Source organism: Xenorhabdus sp. XBWT (assembly GCF_059072735.1).
Genome location: NZ_CM180990.1, coordinates 2,117,241 through 2,138,174 on the forward strand (window position 1 = coordinate 2,117,241; position 20,934 = coordinate 2,138,174).

A 20,934-nucleotide genomic window follows, 5' to 3' on the forward strand; every position below is an offset into this window, starting at 1 on the left:
AAAATTAGTGATAACAGCGTAATTGTTGGAATACTTGTTTGATTTTTTGACTGCTTTTGATTCCCGGAGAAATTTCGACTCCTGAGTTAAAATCCAGCCCATAGCAGCCAAAAGTTGCTGCTTGTTGGCAATTTTCAGTGTTTAGCCCGCCAGCCAAAATGCTATTATTTAAAAAACTATTGTTAAAAAAACTATTATGCTGAAAACGAGAGTCGATTAATTGCCAGTCAAATGGTGTGCCTGTTCCTCCTGACCCATTATCCAGCAATAAATGATCGACATTGGGCATTGCGGAAAAATCCGCAGATTTGGACATATTAATGGCTTTCCAAATGTCACAGTATTCAGGTAAGAGAGGGCGCAATGTATTGATGTAATGCTCATTTTCATCACCATGTAGCTGAACTGCACTTAGAGAAAGTCTTCGGGCAATGTGACTGACAAAATCAACCGATTGATTTTGAAATACACCAACATATTGCAGAGAGGCTTCATTGATAATTTGCTGCGCTTTTTGCAGGTCGATTTTACGTGGTGATTTTTCGGCAAAAATTAAACCACCGTAGACAGCACCCGCCTGTAATGCAATTTTTGCATCTTGTGGACGAGTCAATCCGCAAATTTTGTTATCACCAAAAATTAAACGCCGTAATGCGAGATCTAAATTATTCTGTGCCATTAAAGCACTACCGATGAGAAAACCGTGAGTAAATTGACTTAACTCCCGCACTTGACGATGCTGGTGGATGCCAGATTCACTGATGATGATAGTCCCTTCAGGTAAATCAACAGCCAGTTTGCGTGTACGATCTAAATCAATAGACAGGTCTCGCAGATCCCGATTGTTGATACCAATAACTTTTGCTCCCAATGCAATTGCCCGTTGTCGTTCCTCTTTATTACTGACCTCGGTCAGTACGCCCATATTAAGTTTGTGTGCCAGTGCGGAAAGTTCACGATACGTTTCATCATCAAGCACAGATAGCATGAGTAAAATAGCATCGGCTTGATAGTAACGGGCAAGATAAACCTGATAAGCATCAATAATAAAGTCTTTGCACAAAACAGGTTGATGCACGGCATTGCTGACCATTGTGAGAAAATCGTAACTACCCTGAAAATATTTTTCATCGGTCAATACTGAGATTGAGGCAGCATAGGGCTGATAATTTTTGGCGATGCGTACAGGATCGAAATCTTCGCGAATTAACCCTTTTGAAGGTGATGCTTTTTTGCATTCCAAAATAAAAACAGTTTGTGTATGGGTTAACGCCTGATAAAACCGACGGTGACTCGGGACAATGGAATCGATAAAACTGTCCAACGGCTGCTTTGCCTTACGATTAATTAAGTAGTCCGCTTTATCATCAACAATTTTCTGTAATACGCTGGTCTTCATGATTTAATCCTTGCCGCTAATGCAGTCACTTTTTCATATGCCTGACCGCTGTAAATAGTATTGAGTGCTAATTGGGTACTTTCTCGCAGATCTTCTTGCCCATGAATTTTCATTAATAGAGCGACATTTGCTGCTACGGCATCAGCGTGGGCTTTGTTGCCATGGCCTTGCAATAGCATCGCCAACATATCGCGATTTTCTTCGGGAGTGCCACCTTTCAGTGAAGATATTGGATGATTTGGCAAACCGAAATCTGCTGCTGTCAACTGATACTGATTAATCTCGCCGTGAATGAGTTCTGCAACATAAGTTGGTGTATGCAAGGCTACTTCATCCATACCTCCGCTGTGTACAACAGCGGCACGTTGATAACCCAAGACTTGTAAAGTGCGGGCTACAGGCGCTATCAATTCAGGGCTGTAAACACCGATTAATGCCAGAGGAGGGCGGGCAGGATTAATCAATGGGCCAAGTATATTGAATAGTGTCCGGGTTTTTAATTGCTGGCGAACCTGGACAGCATGACGGAACCCACTGTGATATTGAGGAGCAAACAGGAAGCAGACACCAATATCATCTAAAGCCTTGCGAGAGTCTTCGGCGCTGCTATCCAATGCAATACCGAATGCGGACAGTAAATCGGATGAACCGGAACGGCTGGAAATACTGCGGTTTCCATGTTTTGCCACTTTAAGGCCACAAGCGGCAGCGATAAAGGCACTGGCTGTTGAAATATTGATGCTATTTGTATTATCTCCGCCTGTCCCGACGATATCACAAAACGCATAGTCGGGGCGGGGAAAGTAAGTTGCATTAGCTAAAAATGCTTGAGCTGCACCCGCTATTTCCTGGGGATGTTCGCCACGCAATTTCAGGCTAATTAATACAGCAGACAGTTGCACATCGCTTAACTCGCCATGGATTATTGCGGTGAATAGTCTCTGGCTTTCTTGCTGTGTCAGTGTTTGGGCACTGAATAATTTGTCAAAAATCAACTGCATTTTACCATTCCTTCCCATTTAATGTTTTTTTAGTCTGATGCCCTTAAATGCGATACACCCAAATTCAATTCAATATTTTTAATTAAATGTCCATGCCAGCGTTTGCTCAAGCAGCTTGGCACCCTGTGTAGTCAGAATAGATTCGGGGTGAAACTGGAATCCACAAACTTTGTGCGTATCATGGCGAACAGCCATCACTGTGCCACAACATGAGGCAGAGACAGTCAGTGTTACAGGGATCTGTACACCGGTAAGTGAATGATAACGGGCAACAGTCAGGGGATTTGGCAGACCTGCAAACATACCGTGTCCATCATGAGTAGCTGGTGTTGCTTTGCCATGCAGAATTTCTTGGGCAGCAGAGACTTTTCCTCCATAGGCTTCAATAATTGCCTGGTGCCCAAGACAGATGCCGATTACCGGGATCTGTCCTATCATTTGTTTGAGTAATTCAGGCATACAGCCAGCATCTGACGGTTTCCCGGGACCGGGGGATAACATCAGAAGTGGTGATTCCATCTCGTCGAGTTTGGCAATGATTATGTCTGCTGACACTGTATTGCGGTAAATAATGACACGATGACCATGAGTACGCAGTTGATCCACGAGGTTATATGTAAAGGAATCAACATTATCGAGTAAAAGAATATCGGCCATCAGAATGTCACCTCCACATGATGTGCTTGGGCAATCGCGCGAATAACAGCTCTGGCTTTACTGTGAGTTTCATCCACTTCGGATTGGGGGATAGAATCCAAAACAACACCAGCACCGACCTGAACTGTGGCTTGACCGTTTTCCACATAAGCAGAACGAATCACAATGCAGGTATCAAAATCCCCTTTACCAGTGAAATAACCGACAGCTCCGCCATAACTGCCACGCTGCTCACCTTCATATTCAGCAATAAGTTGCATAGCACGAACCTTAGGTGCTCCCGTCAGCGTCCCCATGTTCATGCAGGCCTGATAGGCATGAAAGATGTCCAGATCGTGCCGGAGTGTGCCAACAACCCGAGAAACGAGATGCATAACAAACGAATAGCGATCGACTTTGGTTAAATCAGCCACATAGCGGCTGCCCGGCTCACAAATACGGGCCAAGTCGTTTCGGGCAAGATCAACCAACATCACGTGTTCAGACATTTCCTTGGCATCAGTACGCATTTCCAGTTCAAGACGACTATCGAAATCAGTATCCGGTTCTCCATTGGCATGGAGTCCACGCGGGCGTGTACCAGCTATCGGATAGATCTCTATCTGTCGGTTGCGGGAATCATATTTAAGAGCACTTTCTGGCGAGGCTCCGAACAGGTAAAAGTCTTGATCCTGCATAAAAAACATGTAGGGGCTTGGGTTCTGTTTTTTCAGAACGTGGTAAGCATTGAGTGGAGAAGGGCAAGGCAGAGTAAAACGTCGTGATGGGACTACCTGAAAAATGTCCCCTTGACGGATAGATTGCTGTAATTGTAGCACGATATTTGCGTATTGTTCGTCGCTCAGGTTGCAGTCAATAGTGATATCAGACAATAACGTAGTAGGCAAAAGTGAGGGAATAGGTTCTGAAATCGCGGAGGCCAATATTGTCATACGCTCGTTGAGGCGTTGCCTTTCAGAATCGGATTCTCCAAACAGCGAAGTTTGTAGAAATGAATGTTTATTCTGATGATCTATTGTCAATAGTGTTTCTGCGAGATAAAAACAAAAATCAGGGCAACGTTGGTGGTTTTTTACTGTGGGTAATGGTTCAAATCCGGCTACTAAATTGTAAGCAAACAATCCACCAACGAAAATGGCATCGGGAGATTCTGAGAAAGATGCCAAAGTTGTTATAGCACGCAATGCATCGAAAACTGAATCGGATTTTAGTCGGTTGTCTTCATCCAAATTATGCCTGGTAGCAGGAAACTGTGCTCGCATAACCTGTGACTCCACATTCAATTGAGCTTTTTCTGAAAGTAGAGTAGCGAGTATAGGGAGCAAATTTTGGCCATTGACTGTAAGTGCTTCAAAAGTGACCTGACGCTCGTTGGCTGTAATGCGCATGGCACTATCAATGATCAAGATGCTTTTGAGATTCTTTTTACTGTGAACTTCAGCAGACTCCAGCAATAACGTTGCTGGACGATTACTACAAAGCTGATGAAAAAGCAGTGTTGGATCTGTTTTATAAACAGTATCAATCTGATTTATAGAGATATTAAATTCTTTTCCGATCATGTTCATACCCCATTACTACCTTCATTCACAAAATTTTTTTATAAAAAACAGGTATAAAAAAACCCGCTTTTTAGGGCGGGTTTTGGCACTTGTGTATCGTACTTATGTGCGTAAGCCAACCGCCCGGAATGGGAAGTACTGCCACCAACGATTTACTTGTATAGTTTGCATAAATACGATCATTTTCGAGTGCCTCATGTTTTCTCAATGGTGTTTTGGTAAAGAAGCTCACCTGATCCTTGTACTAGTAGACTGGTTCGAGGTTTGCTTGTCAATAGTTTTTTTAAAATTTTTAGCAAAATGATGATGTAAGGAAGACAACTGATTATTTGAAATCTATGTAACATGTATTCACTCATTATAAGTATTTTGTCAGACCTGATAAAAAATAATTAAAACGAATTTTTTATAAAAACTCGGGTTTTATTTATGTTCTATATATGAATGTCTTAGGTTTCATTTTTAATTTAACATAATAAGATTAATTAAAATTGTTTCTTTTTTATAATAATGGCTCGATTGTAAATCTGTTCTAATGAATATGATGATTTAAAAATTTAATTTTGTTTTTCATGATAATATCACTTTTTAACTGAGGGTTATCATTATGAGTATAAGTAAAATAAGATTGCTTTCCATGTTATTTTTTATTGCTATGGTTTATTTTACTAATGCCAGTGCAATTGAATTAATGAATAATGATACTATTTCAAGTGGGAAATATGATGAGTCAAAAAAAAGAAATAATTTCTATGCGGATTATAATCTAACCTTTGAAAATGACAGTAAGAATGATGACTTACAAATAAAAATTTCAGATCATTCATGTATGTATAATGTTGGAGATAATGATATTTATTTAAAACCAGGAGGAAAACATCAAGAACATCTTAGAGATAATAATGGTTTTTTTCAAGGATGCTCGGGTGAAAATAAATTTGTTACATGGAAAGCTACTACCTATAAGGAAGGGAATGCATATAAGTCATGTACTTTTAGGTTGGAAACCTATTTTTCAATTACAGGATGGAATACGATAGTAGAAACAGATGATAGTTCATTATTTAACTCCATTAATGATACTTGTTATCTTGCAGTAACTGCTATGTGTGATGGAGTGAATTGTGGCAACAAGAGTGTTAGTAGTAATACAAGTTATAACCCTAGCAATATTGTTATTACTATTAAAGACGATAACAATTCGGAACGACCACAAATCACATCACCTAAGCCTAATTCAACAGTTGAAAATAACTTCATTACCTTTTTAGGGAAAGGAGTTATGGAAAATGGCTATTCTATTATTATTAGAACAAGTTTCAATCCTTATGTATATTCTGTTAAGGCTATAGAAGGTACAGAAAACTGGGAAGGACAGCTCTGGATAGATTGTGGTATCACCGGAACAATTTACATTGATGGCGTGGAAAATTCTGATGTAAGTTTTAACGGGCCTCCATGTGGAGCAACAATTACCTCCATTCAGGACGGGCAAACTATTCCTACAGGAAAGTATAACTTATCAGGCCAAGTGAATAGCGATACAGCTGATAATGACAGACGTATTCAGGTGCAAATAACAGGTTACCAAAAAGATGGGACTATTTATGCACCGACGATGAATTATACTCCAGATGTTGATACTGGAACGGGTAAATGGAATCTGGAGGGTTTAGAAGCCGTTTGCTTTATTCATTATAAGGCTTCTGTATCTAGTAATTTTGAACTACAGAGCACTAATCAATCTCTTTTACCTGAGATCTCGGGGAAAAAAGAAATCAGCTATAGCACATCACCGTGCTCAATTGAATTAACTGAACCAAAAAATCATGAAGTAGTTTCTTCAACAACGGTTAATGAACAGAATATTTTTATTGGTGGTAAAGCCACTGATGGAACCATTATTGTTAATGTGAAATCTGCAGATTATCAAGGTAACTTCGAACAGTCCTTTCGTGAAAATGTTGTGGATAATAAGTGGAGTGTTGAAGCTGAAAACGTACCTATAGGTATTATGGAAATTCAGGCTAAGAATAGTGAATCGACAGAATTTCCTAGTAAAAACGATAATGCTGAAGTGACTATACTGAGTTCTAAAATTTTTTCTGTAGAAGCTAACAACATCAATGTATTCACCAAATTTTCTGGAACATCTATGCCAGAAGTTGAGGATGAGGATCTCATGCCAGAAGTCAACATATTGCTTTATGAAAATCAGTTGGAAGAAGCATTTACAAATGAGTATGGTGATTGGGTAACAAAGAATAAATATTATGCTAAAAGAGGTGAATATAATTTCACTTTTCAGGAAGAATCAAATAGTGAAATTTATAAAGCGCGAGATAAAAAAATACTAAAATGCACTGGTAGCGATCGTGGAATGATTTGTGTTAAATAAAAATAACTATTACTCCATATTCAAGGAGAATACCATGATTTTTTTTAGAAAGATATTTATATTGTTTCTTTTATTTTATTGCGGAAATTTGTTTTCTGATACTGAATTGAGATCTCAACCTTTAGAGGCTATTGTAGGGGGAGAAAAAAGTTGTGATACTGATGATAAATGTAAGCCTTGGGTTGTTAGTATTTTTTATAAGAATAATGATGGTGATGAGAAATTTATGTGCAGTGGATCTTTGATATCTGAAAAATATGTTCTTACCGCTGCACATTGTGAAATGGATGATAAAGAAATAAAGGAAACAAAATTCAAAGAATATCTCATTAAAAATTATAAAAAAGAGCAAATAGGCACTGCATCACGTTATGGTTTTATAAAACATTATTTTAACGATAACTCTTATAATGATTTTGCTCTTATACAGTTAGAAAAACCAATAATAAAAGAATGTTGTGGCCATATTCGTCGATTCTTTAATTACGATGAAGCTTATGAAAAGTTGGACAGTAATTATTACCAAGCTTCTGTTTATGGTTATGGACTTAGGGGTATTGATGAAGATACAGGTGAGCAACAAATAAATGACGGCTCTCAATATAGAGCCGATGTGAAAATTTTAGCCCCTGCTTTAGATGCTAATGGGAAACAGGGAATTATTATAGAAGCAAATAAAAATAAAGGGTTCAGTTCAGGTATTACACAACCCGGAGATTCTGGAGGCCCAGTTATTTGGGATGATACCATTATTGGGGTTACTTCTGCTGGGCTTCAAATGGCTAAAGGGAAATCAGGAGAAATTAATTATCTTCCTGTCTTAATTTCAGATATAACTAATAAGTATTCAGATTCCTCTTTAAATCTTATAAAGTGGTTTTCCAGTACTATGAAACATATTTGGATTTATACTCCAGATTGGAATTCTGAGTTAACAAAACGAGAAGAAAATATTACTGTTAAAGGGTTTGGAAGAGCGTTAAGTAAAATTAAGCTTACTTACACTATCGACAATATTTTACAAGACTCAGTTGAATGTAAAGATAAAGTCAGCTCCTTTCTGGAATGGAAATGCACTATTCCCCGTGAAAAAATTTTTAAAGATTTAGATGAAACAAAAAATTATAAGATAACTATTATTGCCAGTGAAATTTCAGACTCTTTATCGAAAAATGAAACATGGACAAAAGATTCGATACAAGCAGAAATACCTTCTGTTTCGAAAGAATTTGGAATTGTTTATCCAACTGATGGAGTAACTATTTATACTGAGGATATTAGATTACGTGGTTATGCTGATTCTCATTCAGAAGTTCAAGTAACATTGCAAGTTGACTCAGATGATTATGTCTATAAAGAAAAAGAATTATGTCAAGAAAGAGGGGGAAATGGAACAATAAAAACCAATGAATATGGTGAGTGGCTATGTAATATGCAAGTTGATTTAATCAGGGAGATTAAAGAAGATTTGAATGAGGAAGGTATAAATATTAAAATAACGGCGAATCAGAATACAAAAGATATAAATATTTATGATCAGGTTAATATAACTCTCTCGGAAGAAAAAACCGTTACAGAGGTAGCATTATCTCTAAATGAAGAAAACTCAGGTTATAAATATAAAAAACTTTTGAATCTTAACGTTTCTCATGATGAAGATGCTAAGATTGTTTGTATTTTTAAAGAAGGGTATGTGGATTGTCAAGATAAAAGAATCAATGACAAGGGATTTTATTTGATAAATGCTTCAGGAGAAACTGAAAGTTCCATTTTTAGATTATCAGATATTCAAGCAGCAGCAATACAGAAAGTTGAAGGTGTTGATCCGCTTGATAATAAAAAATTGCTAAAGGAAAAAAATTTAAAAGGAAGATATTTTAAACCTATATTTATCGATAAATATGATCTTTATAATCCGAAAGAAATTTTATCTGCTGAAATTGAAAGTCATAAATTCTCTGGTTATGGTAGTGATAACAGTGGATATACTCTTCCGAATAATGATGTGATCTTACCGTCAGAATATTTTATATGTATGAAGAAAAAAGATAATACACCTTTGCCGCCAGAAGATAATTTATGCTCTAAAGAAGGTAATGATATCTATTTAAAAGTTAAACTAAAAAACAATCAATATTTTGATATTATTCCAACAGAATACACCAAATATCGGGAAAGTCATGATTTTCCAAATTGGGGTATTTCTCTCCCTTCTACACTGGAAGATGGGTTTTATTATATTGAAGTGGCAGATAGGTATCATCCGGTAGGGTTGAAAAAGTTTAAACGTACCTGGATGGGTTTAACGCCTGACAGAACCTACTTTAGTATAGTAAACCCTGAAGTTCAATTCACAGCCCCTTCTGTAGGAGAAACAAATACTGTAGGCAGCCCAAGCTTTTTGTCAGGGAGTTCTAATATACCAGGAGATGAGGTCGCTATTAAAAGACGCAGGATTGATCTTTCATCAGAGCTAAAAGAAAACAATCAAGACCTTGGTAAGGAAACGTTGATTTGCACAGGTGCTGTGGTCAGCGATAATGGTAACTGGCAATGTGGCAGGCCAATCATTTTCCCGGTAGGCACTTATGAATTAACCGCTGAGTTAATAAAAGAAGGAAAAGTAGTTGCCACAGATGTTACACAACTTACCATTAAAGATAAGAATAATGATGATGAACCCGAAAAGAAAAAATTTGAAATAAATAACCCCAAGAATAATTCAACGGTTGATCCTGATAACCCTATTACCTTTTCTGGCACGTTTAATGGCCCTGCCGGAGGAGGAGGTGGTGGTGGATTTGGCGGTTTTCTAAGTAGTTTGATTGGTGGTGTTTGGGGTGCAATTGAAGGAATTGCTTCTGCATTCAGTGGTGCTCTGGGTTTCTTTTGGGAGTTCACGATTCATCCGGGAGATATCTTCGGTGGAGATACCTATACGATGACATTACAGGAAACCCAAAATGGCGTGAACGTCGGTGATCCGATTAAATGGACTTTTACTGTCCCGATGCGTATTACCGAGCCTAAACAGGGAGCACAGTACAGATTAAATGACAACATTTCCATTAAAGGTCAGGGAAGCCCCGATCAACTGATCTTTGTTACAGCCTCTGAATATATTCTACCGCCAGAAAAAGTAACTTTACCGATTTCAAGTGAAGGAATTATTTGCACTGCAACAGTGGATAAAGGAGGAAAATGGTCATGTCCTGATAACTCTGCCATGGTTGCAACCAACGAAGGGAAGTTTTTCCTTTATGCGGCTCAGTATCAAAAAACAGGTTCGGCTCAATTGGGTGAATTAGGTGATACTTACGAAAGAACCTCACAAGTTACGCGTAAGTACGAGGTCACCAAAACAAAAATAAACATCACTGCTCCTAATCATGGCGCAAAAGTAATAAAACTGCCTTTTACTGTTTCAGGCACGGGAGAAAAGGGTGCTCAGGTATATATCGAAGGCTTTGGTGGTATTGAGGATTGTAATACCACTATTGATGCATCATCAGGTCAATGGTCCTGCGGGCCTTATCAGCCTGAAGAAGGGAAATACACTATTTCTGCTGATCAATTTATCAATAATCAGATAGTTTCAACCACGCAAATATCTTTTGAAGTCCAAACCAAAACTGTCAAATCTGTGGTGATCACACAACCTCATAATGGCGAGATATATCAGCGTCTTGATAATGTCTTACCGAAGGGAACAGGTGAGCCGGGAACAACAGTTTGCTTAGATAAAAAAGTTCTTTCTCAGGTTTGTAAGAATGGTGTCACTGTGGATAAACAGGGCAATTGGGAATGGATTGATGGTCTGGATACCGCAGTTAAAGGTGAACAAAAATTGGTGGCAACGGCCTTTTTGGATAACGTGCGTCAATCAACAGCAAAGATTACATTTGATATAGCTCCCGACCCTGGTGAAACCACGTTAACGGTGAAATTACCCAAAGAAAATGAAGTGATCAAAACACCTTCATATAACTTTAGCGGCACAATGCCAAGTAATGCCAAAAATGTCACAGTAAAAGCGTTCGGCGATCATGATGATTGTCATGCGAAGCTCAACATGAAGGATTACACATGGACATGCGGGCCTTACAGTTCTATACCCGGAGATTATGATGTCATGATTGTGGATGATGTCGGTTCTCAGATTAATAGAAATTTCAAAGTACGCTATGGGAATAATTTGCAAATGAGTGTGCTTAAACCAGAGGAAGGGGAACAAATTGCAACTCCGACGTATACAATTAGTGGTAAGGGGCAAGTGGGTGCCCGTGTCACCGTTTCTATTACAGGTAAGCAGATCTGCGAGGTTGATGTCGATGATAATCAAAATTGGGTTTGTCCGAATCCCATAGAGTCAGTTGCGGGCGTATATAGGCTTTTGGCGCAGCAATGGGTAGATAATGTGCCTTTGGGAAAACCAGTAACACGTAATTTTGACGTGGTCTATATGCCGGATATTACTATTACTCCTACGGTTGAACCAATTTGTACAGTTCCAAGTGCAAGTGAAATTACAAAAACACCAGTGAAATATATTCCTATTATGGAGAGTAATGGAACTATTTCTATTCCAATTACGGGAACAGCGACAAAAGGTGCTTATATTTCCCTGAAAGCGAAATCTGCAAATGGAAATCATTGGAACTGTGGTCCCGTACAGGCTTCAAAGATGGATGGTAAATGGAGTTGTAGTCTATATAATGCTCAGATGGGAACATATCAGATAGAAGCTACACAATCCCTTATGATTAATGGCCATGTTTTCAAAAATACTAAAGAGAGTAAGGTTGATGTGGCTGTTTTAGACATTTTCTATCCAGAAGAAAATGGAATCATTGTTTCATATCGCCGTCCAATGTCTATTAAAGTGACGGGGAAAGCGAAACCGGAAATGGTAGCTTTATACAAAGTTCAGAGTACAGGTATGTTTCATAGTGGAGTTGGTTCACCTACAGATATAAAACAAGGAAGTACAACTGCTGATGCTCTGGGGAATTGGAATTTTGAAGTACAGCGTAATCAATTCGGAGCACAAAATATAAATATTTCTGCTCAATTTTGTGGGCAATTAACTCACTATGAAAGGAAATTTTATTATAGACCTTATATGAAGTAAGTATTTCATCTTTTATTTATAAATGAAAAAATTAATGCATTGATAATGCTTAAAGTGCGGCTGAAATGACAGCCGCCTTACATTATTCTAAAGAATAGAGTCAACTAATAATCACTTTCCTTCAATTCAATCTCCTATGTTATTATTGTCACTTAGTGCTTGATAGCAGCACTTGATAGATAGTTTTCTTGTTTCACATCCCACAAAAACAGGTAAAAAAAACAATGACTGAAGCTGCCAGTGAAATGACAAAACGCTATGACTTACATAGCCATACGACCGCTTCAGATGGGGTTTTATCACCTGAGCAACTCGTGGACAGAGCTATCGCCATGGGTATTCATGTATTGGCAATTACCGATCATGATACGACGGAAGGAATTCAACCTGCTTTAAATCATATCCAGCAAAATAATCTGCCGCTGATATTAGTATCTGGCGCTGAAATTTCAACGTCATGGGAGAACTTTGAAATCCATATTGTGGGTTTAAATATTGATATCAATTCTATTACCTTAAGGGAACTCTTGGCCAAGCAGGTTGATTTAAGAAATCAGCGTGGTATTGAAATTGGACTTCGTCTAGCTAAAGCTGGCATTCCTGATGCTTGGGAAGGCGCATCTCGATTAGCCAATGGCGGGCAGATTACTCGTGGGCATTTCGCCCGTTACTTGATAGAGGCAGGAGTTGAACCGACGATCCCGAAAGTTTTTAAGAAATATCTGGCAAAGGGAAAAATCGGTTATGTCCCTCCGCAATGGTGTACAATTGAGCAGGCTATTGAAACCATTCACCAAGCAGGAGGACAAGCTGTAATTGCCCATCCGGGCAGATATGATTTGTCGATGAAATGGCTGAAACGGTTAATAGTTTGGTTTAAACACCATGGTGGTGATGCAATGGAAGTTGCACAGTGCCAGCAAGCACCTAATGAAAGGCAACAACTTGGTCAACTAGCAAGAGAATATGGGCTGAAAGTATCATTGGGATCAGATTTTCACCAACCCTGTTCATGGATAGAACTTGGGCGCAATTTGTGGTTACCTGGTGATGTTGTACCGATATGGCACGACTGGTCACGGATTGGGGCTGCATAGAAGTAGAGGTTATATTATGAGCCAGTTTTTTTATATCCACCCTGACAATCCACAAGCCCGTCTTATTGATCAAAGTGTGGAAGTGCTGAAAAAGGGAGGAGTTGTCATTTATCCTACTGATTCAGGTTATGCCATCGGTTGCTGTCTTGAAAATAAGGATGCCATGACCCGCATATGCCGCATCCGCCAATTGGAAGGACGCCATAATTTTACATTGATATGTCGTGATCTTTCCGAGATCTCGACTTACGCTCATGTGGATAATCAGGCGTTCAGGTTGATCAAAAATAACACACCGGGAAATTACACCTTTATTTTGCAGGCGACAAAAGAAGTTCCCCGCCGTTTGATGAACGAAAAACGTAAAACCATCGGTCTGCGTGTTTCCTCCAATCCTATCGCTTTAGCGTTGCTGGAGAAAATGGGCGAACCATTGATGTCATGTAGTTTGATTTTGCCCGGAAATGATTTTGCGGAGTCCGATCCTGAAGAGATTAAAGATACATTGGGTAAACAAGTTGATTTAATTATTCACGGTGGTTATCTTGGGCAGCAACCAACAACGGTAGTGGATTTAACTGGTGATTCAGCAGTCATTCTTCGCAAAGGCGAAGGTGATATAACACCGTTTTTGTAAGATGTACGATTTAATTTTATTTAATGATACGACGCCTGTGAAGGCGACAATAGAGGTTGCTCAATGAGCGATAAAACAGAAAAGTTACAAAAAGTTCTTGCGCGTTCTGGCCATGGTTCCCGTCGCGAAATTGAAGGGTATATCCAACAAGGGCGCATCAGCATCGATGGCAAAACCGCAACGTTGGGTGATCGAATTGAAGTTAAACCTTCAGTAAAAATTCGTCTGGATGGACGGATTTTAAATATCAAAGAGCCACAGAAATCAGTTTGCCGTGTTCTGGCTTACTATAAACCGGAAGGTGAGCTATGTACCCGCCATGATCCCGAAGGTCGTCCGACCGTATTTGATCGTCTGCCAAGAATGCAGGATGCGCGATGGATAGCGGTGGGGCGTTTGGATATCAATACTTGCGGGTTACTGTTGTTTACAACCGATGGTGAATTAGCAAACCGTCTGATGCATCCGAGCCGTGAAGTAGAACGTGAATATGCTGTCCGTGTTTTCGGTGAAGTTGATAATGCAAAACTTCGTCAGTTGACCCAAGGCGTTCAATTGGAAGATGGCCCTGCATCATTCAAAACCATTACATTTAAAGGCGGCGAAGGTATCAACCAGTGGTACAACGTCACATTGACGGAAGGCCGTAACCGTGAAGTCAGAAGGTTGTGGGAATCTGTCGGCGTGCAGGTCAGCCGCCTGATCCGTGTACGTTATGGCGATATCGACCTGCCAAAAGGTTTGCCACGTGCTGGTTGGACTGAGTTGGGGCTGGAACAGACTAACTATTTACGTCAATTGGTTGGTTTGAGCGATGAAATGGTGACGAAAGTAGCTGTTGAGCGTGATCAACGCCGCATTAAGGCTAACCAGATCCGTCGTGCAGTGAAACGACATGCTAAGGTTGCATCCCGTCCGGCGGGAAAACGTCCTGCAAGTAGCTCTCGTCAGAATGCAGGAAGAAAAACGACACCTAAAGGTCGTTAATATCTTCAACCCGCTGTTTCAATTATAGCAACATATTATTGAAACAGCGGGTTTACTTTACCAATCAACGCCTTTCTGTGCTTTGATGCCGGCATCAAAAGCGTGCTTTACCGGTCGCATCTCTGTAATCGTATCAGCATATTCCAGTAACTTTCTGTGACATCCCCGGCCAGTGATTATCACACTCTGGTGTGAAGGACGCTGTTTGAGTGTAGTTAGAACATCCGCCAGTTCCAGATAACCGTAGCTGACCATATAAGTCAGTTCATCCAAAACCACAAGATGCAATGAAGGATCGGACAACATCGTCACGGCATGTTTCCATGCAGTCTGGCAAGCTTCGGTGTCTGTTTCACGGTTTTGTGTTTCCCACGTGAAACCTGTTGCCATTACATGAAATTCAACCCCTTGCTGTGCCAGAAAATTTCTTTCACCGCTTTCCCATGTCCCTTTGATAAATTGGATAACGCCAACGCGCTGAGCATGCCCGATTGCACGAGTGACGGTGCCAAATGCAGCGGTGGTTTTTCCTTTTCCGTTTCCGGTGAATACAATGACGATCCCGCGTTCTTGCTGTGCTGCTTCAATACGGGCATCGATTTTCTCTTTCAGACGTTGTTGTCTTTTGTGGTACTGGTTGTTATCTCTCGTCATGATTCAGCAGGCCCCGCTTTGCGACCGGGTTGAGCATCAAAACTGATGCCAGAATCATTCAGGCTATCATCACCCATAACATAAAGATAGACAGGCATAATATCCGCTGGTGTTTTTAGTTTGGCTGAGTTCTCATCAGGAAATGCACTGGCACGCATACTGGTACGGGTTCCACCCGGATTGATACAATTAATACGCAGGGTAGTGTCTTGATATTCTTGCGCCAAAATCTGCATAAAACCTTCTGTGGCAAATTTGGAAACAGAATAGGCACCCCAGCCACTTCGCCCTTCACGTCCTACGCTGGAACTGGTAAATATTAAAGCGCCGCTGGGCGCTTTTAGCAACAGAGGAATCAATGCCTGAGTCAGCATGAAAGTTGCATTGACATTTACTTGCATTACATCATGCCAAAGTTGTGCGGGTTGCTCTATGATAGGTGCGACGACGCCGAGAAGCCCTGCATTGTGTAAAACGCCATCCAGACGGGAATAATGCTGTGCCAGCTTTCTGGAGAAATCCTGGCATTCTTGTGCGGTTACCGTCAAAAGATCTATTGTATAAATGCTGACAGGTAAGCCCCCATCATTTTCAATTTGCTGTTTCACTGCTTCAAGCTTTGCAGTAGTTCGCCCCAGCAGAATAACTTGTGCACCGTGGCGGGCATAAGTCAGAGCGGCTTCACGCCCAATACCATCGCCAGCACCGGTTACTAAAATAATTTTGTGTTGCAGCAGATCATGATTGGGTTGGTAGTTGAACATCAAACAATCTTCCTATAATTCTTGTAAATCTGATATTTGCCATTTCAGGATGGCACACGCAGGCCATCATCAAAACAAAACTTAAAGCCCTCGTCAAATTTGTCTAAATCAGTGAATGAGAGTAAACCTTAATTAAAAAAGAGTTAAGTAAACTGTTAGAGCGCTGCCTCCAGTTTTTAGTTAAAATGAAGCATATTGTTCATCAGAAGATAATAAAGGTGGATCTGTGGAATATTTGTCTCTATACGGATTATTCTTGGCCAAAGTGCTTACTGTAGTATTAGCGATCGTCGTTCTGGCGGTATTTAGTATTGGATTGGGTGTACGTAAAACCATTCAGAAAGGAGAGTTAAGGCTGACTAATCTTGGTGAGTCATATAAGAAGAAACAACGCCAGATGCAGCAAGCCCGAATGAGTGAGGCAGAACGAAAAATCTGGCAAAAAGCATTAAAAAAGCAGCAAAAAGATGATGCCAAACAGAAGAAAACGGCAGCTAAAACGGGTCAAAAAGGCTTACAGAAACCGAGTCTTTATGTTCTGGATTTTAAAGGCAGTATGGATGCCCATGAGGTTGATTCCCTTCGTGAGGAAATCAGCGCTGTATTGGCGGTAGCAGATAAAAAAGATGAAGTTTTGCTACGGCTGGAAAGTCCGGGAGGCATGGTGCATGGCTATGGACTGGCCGCATCTCAATTAGCCCGTTTGCGGCAGAAAGAGGTACGTCTGACAGTAGTTGTGGATAAAGTGGCGGCAAGTGGTGGCTATATGATGGCCTGTGTGGCCGATCGCATCATAGCTGCACCTTTTGCGATTATTGGCTCGATTGGTGTTGTGGCTCAATTGCCGAATTTCCATCGATTATTGAAGAAAAATGATATTGATGTAGAACTGCATACTGCTGGCGAATACAAGCGTACCTTGACTGTTCTGGGTGAAAATACTGAACAGGGCCGCCAGAAATTTCAGGAAGATTTAAATGAAACGCATAAATTATTTAAATCATTTATTCATCAGCACCGTCCTTCTTTGGATGTGGAAAATGTGGCTACGGGTGAATATTGGTATGGTACGCAAGCAAAAGAACACGGGCTGATTGATGAAGTGGGTGTCAGCGATGATTTTCTGATTGAACAAATCGAGCATTGTGAAGTTATTGGTGTCAGCTATTCCCGCCGTAAACGCATGGTAGAACGCGTTATGGGTGGAGCAATGGAAAATATTGATAAACTGTTTATGCGCTGGTGGCAAAGGGGCGAAAAGCCACTGTTATGATTATGATAATGTGGATTATGGCGATAATTGATAAAATACAATTGCAATAATTAACCATTAAAATCATTGCTAGTATCATGCGGGTAAATAGAGGGCAGTTATGCCTTTTATTACCCGCATAATCATTGCTAACTGTTACGGAGTGATAGAGTACATTATTTGATCAGCTAAATGATGCTTTTCGGACAATATATGCGCTAAATGTTTAAACATATTAAACACAGCTGTACTACTTTACAGTAGGTAAATCGTATTCATCTGAAAAGTATGCACCACGAAATACTAACACTCCGCCTTTTTACTCAACACTCCCTGCATACATCCTTTGTATAAAATCTTCGTGTGTCCTGATGATTTCATTTGCTTTTTTCAGTAATTGTTCTTGCCTAATAGGTATTGTTTCAGTTTGCATCTATTGTACTCCTTCGATAAATAAGTTGTTGCGCATCGTTTTTTATCAGGTAGAGTGTGGGCTTTTCGTCATGCAGATGGAAGATTTTGTTTACAACTGTTAAATCATACAATTGCATGGTTTGTGTTGGTATATAAAATACCTTAAATATTTCAAAGGTTTTTGCGCTTAAACAAAAGCACAAGATAAAAATTAGTTGATATCTTGTAAATCTATCGCAATATAAAAAGAGATTTTATTTTATATATCGCAACATAACGCCGTGATTTTCGCCATCTGAAAAGAAGATAATTAGGTAAAGGTAACTATGGCTAAAGCTCTTGTTATAGTGGAGTCCCCGGCAAAAGCCAAAACAATCAATAAATATCTGGGGAATGACTACGTTGTGAAATCCAGTGTGGGTCATATCCGTGATTTGCCGACAAGTGGGGCAGCGAGTCAAAAGAGTTCAAGCTCATCTACCGATAAGAATAAAAAGAAAGCAAAAAAAGATGAGAAAACAGCACTGGTAAGTCGTATGGGGGTCGATCCCTATCACGATTGGGAAGCAAATTACCAGATTTTACCCGGCAAGGAAAAAGTTGTCGCGGAGCTGAAAACGTTGGCTGAAAAAGCCGAGCATGTCTACCTTGCAACGGATCTTGACCGCGAAGGGGAAGCCATTGCATGGCACCTGCGGGAAGTGATTGGTGGGGATGATACACGTTTCAGTCGTGTTGTGTTCAATGAAATTACCAAGAATGCAATCACACACGCTTTTGATAAACCGGGTGAATTGAATATTGACCGTGTTAATGCACAGCAAGCGCGCCGTTTTATGGATCGCGTTGTCGGTTATATGGTTTCACCCCTGCTGTGGAAAAAAGTTGCCAGAGGGTTATCTGCTGGGCGGGTTCAATCTGTCGCGGTTCGTCTCGTGGTTGAGCGGGAGCGTGAAATCAAGGCATTTGTGCCGGAAGAGTATTGGCAACTGCACGTGGATTTAGTGGCTAAGGGAGATATCGCTCTCCGTATGGAAGTGACCCACGAGAAGGGAAAATCTTTCGAGCCAGTAAATGCTCAACAAACACAGGCGGCGGTATCTCTGCTTGAGAAAGCAAAGTATAAGATCGTTGACCGTGAAGATCGCCCGACATCCAGCAAACCCAGCGCGCCGTTCATTACCTCAACATTGCAACAGGCTGCAAGCACGCGCCTTGGGTTTGGTGTCAAGAAAACTATGATGATGGCGCAACGCTTATATGAAGCGGGCCATATCACTTATATGCGTACTGACTCGACTAATTTGAGTCAGGATGCGTTGGACATGGTTCGCGGTTATATCAGTTCGTATTTTGGTGACAAATATTTGCCAAAAAGCGCCAATGTCTATAGCAGCAAAGAAAATTCTCAGGAAGCCCATGAGGCGATCCGTCCTTCTAATGTTGAAGTGATGGCGGAACAGTTGAAAGATATGGAAGCTGATGCTCAGAAACTGTATCAGCTTATCTGGCGTCAGTTTATCGCTTGCCAGATGATGCCAGCGAAATATGATTCCACCACACTGACTGTTAAGGCTGGTGATTTTGAACTGCGGGCTAAAGGGCGTACGCTGCGTTTTGATGGTTGGACGAAAGTGATGCCGGCATTGCGCAAAGGAGATGAAGATAATACCTTGCCAGTTATTGAGGCGGGTACGAAACTTGATTTGCAGCAGTTGCTTCCAAGTCAGCACTTTACAAAACCACCAGCGCGTTTCAGCGAAGCATCTCTGGTCAGAGAGCTGGAAAAACGTGGTATTGGTCGTCCGTCAACTTATGCCTCGATTATTTCAACCATTCAGGATCGCGGTTATGTTCGAGTTGAAAACCGCCGCTTCTATGCAGAAAAAATGGGTGAAATCGTCAATGATCGCCTGGAAGAGAATTTCAATGAATTGATGAGCTATGATTTCACTGCAAGAATGGAAGACCAGCTCGATCATGTTGCTAATAACGAAGCGGATTGGAAAGGTGTGTTGGATGAATTTTTCTCCAACTTCAGTGAACAACTTGATGTCGCCAATAAAGAGCCTGATGAAGGTGGCATGCGTACAAATCCGATGGTAATTACTTCCATTGAATGTCCGACCTGTAATCGTTCAATGGGAATTCGCACGGCAACGACGGGGGTATTTCTGGGTTGCTCGGGTTATGCGTTATCACTCAAAGAACGATGCAAGCAGACAATTAACCTGATCCCTGAAAATGAAATTCTGAATATTTTGGAAGGGGAGGATGCGGAAACTAATGCTTTACGTGCTCGCTGCCGCTGTAAGAAATGTGGTACAGCGATGGATAGCTATTTGATTGATAACCAGCGCAAGTTGCATGTATGTGGTAATAACCCTGCGTGTGACGGTTATGAAGTTGAAGAGGGTGAGTTCCGCATCAAAGGTTATGATGGCCCTATTGTCGAGTGTGATAAATGTGGTTCGGAAATGCACCTGAAAATGGGACGTTTCGGAAAATATATGGGCTGTACAAACGAAGAGTGTAAAAACACCCGTAAAATCTTACGTAATGGGGAAGTTGCGCCCCCGAAAGAAGATCCCGTGCCACTCCCTGAATTAGCATGTGAAAAATCGGATGCTTATTTTGTTTTGCGTGATGGTGCAGCGGGGGTATTTTTAGCCGCCAATACATTCCCAAAATCACGAGAAACACGTGCGCCTCTGGTTGAGGAGCTTGTCCGGTTCAAAGACCGTTTGTCGGAAAAATTATTCTACTTGGCAGAAGCGCCAGTTACTGATCCTGAAGGAAATAAAACAGTTGTACGTTTTAGCCGCAAAACTAAGCAACAGTATGTTTCTTCTGAAAAAAATGGCAAAGCTACCGGATGGGCTGCCTTTTTTGTTGAGGGTGCTTGGGTGGTGAAAGAGAAATAATAGTATGATGATTGAATATACCCATTATTGGGTATTACTCGATGAAATGTATTCAGA

At 40.5% G+C, this 20,934-nt stretch carries 13 protein-coding genes, 1 pseudogene and 1 other annotated feature; of the genes and pseudogenes, 7 read left to right on the plus strand and 7 right to left on the minus strand.

Going from position 1 to position 20,934, the window contains the following annotated elements:
- Window positions 1-4: 4 nt before the first annotated feature.
- The 4 genes from trpCF to AC5JQI_RS09540 all read right to left on the minus strand — a co-directional run bounded on the left by trpCF (window position 5) and on the right by AC5JQI_RS09540 (window position 4,625).
- Window positions 5-1,399, minus strand: a complete 1,395-nt coding sequence (gene trpCF, locus AC5JQI_RS09525; protein WP_493914553.1) for a bifunctional indole-3-glycerol-phosphate synthase TrpC/phosphoribosylanthranilate isomerase TrpF — start codon at window positions 1,397-1,399, stop codon at window positions 5-7.
- Window positions 1,396-2,400: an anthranilate phosphoribosyltransferase gene (gene trpD / locus AC5JQI_RS09530; RefSeq protein WP_493914554.1), complete on the minus strand. Its 1,005-nt coding sequence runs from the start codon at window positions 2,398-2,400 to the stop codon at window positions 1,396-1,398. Before trpD ends, trpCF begins: the two co-directional genes overlap by 4 nt.
- Window positions 2,401-2,478: 78 nt before the next feature.
- Window positions 2,479-3,057, minus strand: coding sequence for a glutamine amidotransferase-related protein (locus AC5JQI_RS09535; protein WP_493914555.1), 579 nt, complete (start codon window positions 3,055-3,057; stop codon window positions 2,479-2,481).
- Entirely contained in the window at window positions 3,057-4,625 is a 1,569-nt protein-coding gene (locus AC5JQI_RS09540) for an anthranilate synthase component 1 (protein ID WP_493914556.1), read from the minus strand. Before AC5JQI_RS09540 ends, AC5JQI_RS09535 begins: the two co-directional genes overlap by 1 nt.
- A gap of 47 nt (window positions 4,626-4,672) precedes the next feature.
- Window positions 4,673-4,772, minus strand: a sequence feature (Trp leader region).
- A gap of 454 nt (window positions 4,773-5,226) precedes the next feature.
- On the opposite strand from AC5JQI_RS09540, the gene AC5JQI_RS09545 reads away from it, so the two are divergent.
- From AC5JQI_RS09545 to rluB, 5 genes are all read left to right on the plus strand, one after another.
- Window positions 5,227-7,017: a hypothetical protein gene (locus AC5JQI_RS09545; protein ID WP_493914557.1), complete on the plus strand. Its 1,791-nt coding sequence runs from the start codon at window positions 5,227-5,229 to the stop codon at window positions 7,015-7,017.
- 34 nt (window positions 7,018-7,051) lie between these two features.
- On the plus strand, window positions 7,052-12,148 hold the full coding sequence (locus tag AC5JQI_RS09550) for a trypsin-like serine protease (protein ID WP_493914558.1): 5,097 nt from the start codon (window positions 7,052-7,054) through the stop codon (window positions 12,146-12,148).
- Between the two features lie 224 nt (window positions 12,149-12,372).
- Window positions 12,373-13,245: an RNase RNM gene (rnm, locus tag AC5JQI_RS09555; RefSeq protein WP_493914559.1), complete on the plus strand. Its 873-nt coding sequence runs from the start codon at window positions 12,373-12,375 to the stop codon at window positions 13,243-13,245.
- Window positions 13,246-13,261: 16 nt separating this feature from the next.
- Entirely contained in the window at window positions 13,262-13,882 is a 621-nt protein-coding gene (locus tag AC5JQI_RS09560) for an L-threonylcarbamoyladenylate synthase (protein ID WP_237386681.1), read from the plus strand.
- 63 nt (window positions 13,883-13,945) lie between these two features.
- A complete protein-coding gene (rluB, locus tag AC5JQI_RS09565) occupies window positions 13,946-14,869 on the plus strand; it encodes a 23S rRNA pseudouridine(2605) synthase RluB (protein WP_323853596.1) in 924 nt (307 codons plus the stop codon).
- 57 nt (window positions 14,870-14,926) lie between these two features.
- Here the strand turns inward: rluB and cobO are convergent, their stop codons facing one another.
- Together cobO and AC5JQI_RS09575 are read right to left on the minus strand one after the other, a co-directional pair.
- On the minus strand, window positions 14,927-15,523 hold the full coding sequence (gene cobO, locus AC5JQI_RS09570; protein ID WP_493914560.1) for a cob(I)yrinic acid a,c-diamide adenosyltransferase: 597 nt from the start codon (window positions 15,521-15,523) through the stop codon (window positions 14,927-14,929).
- Window positions 15,520-16,287, minus strand: a complete 768-nt coding sequence (locus tag AC5JQI_RS09575) for a YciK family oxidoreductase (RefSeq protein ID WP_493914561.1) — start codon at window positions 16,285-16,287, stop codon at window positions 15,520-15,522. The genes cobO and AC5JQI_RS09575 overlap by 4 nt, the downstream gene beginning before the upstream one ends.
- Before the next feature lie 226 nt (window positions 16,288-16,513).
- On the opposite strand from AC5JQI_RS09575, the gene sohB reads away from it, so the two are divergent.
- A complete protein-coding gene (gene sohB, locus AC5JQI_RS09580; protein ID WP_493914562.1) occupies window positions 16,514-17,560 on the plus strand; it encodes a protease SohB in 1,047 nt (348 codons plus the stop codon).
- Between the two features lie 135 nt (window positions 17,561-17,695).
- On the opposite strand, the pseudogene AC5JQI_RS09585 reads toward sohB, so the two are convergent.
- Window positions 17,696-17,972 (minus strand): annotated as a pseudogene (locus AC5JQI_RS09585) (DUF2498 family protein).
- Window positions 17,973-18,279: 307 nt separating this feature from the next.
- Here AC5JQI_RS09585 and topA point away from each other — a divergent pair.
- The gene (topA, locus tag AC5JQI_RS09590) at window positions 18,280-20,877 is read left to right on the plus strand and encodes a type I DNA topoisomerase (RefSeq protein WP_493914563.1); all 2,598 of its coding nucleotides are present in this window, start codon (window positions 18,280-18,282) and stop codon (window positions 20,875-20,877) included.
- The last annotated feature ends 57 nt before the right edge of the window (window positions 20,878-20,934 follow it).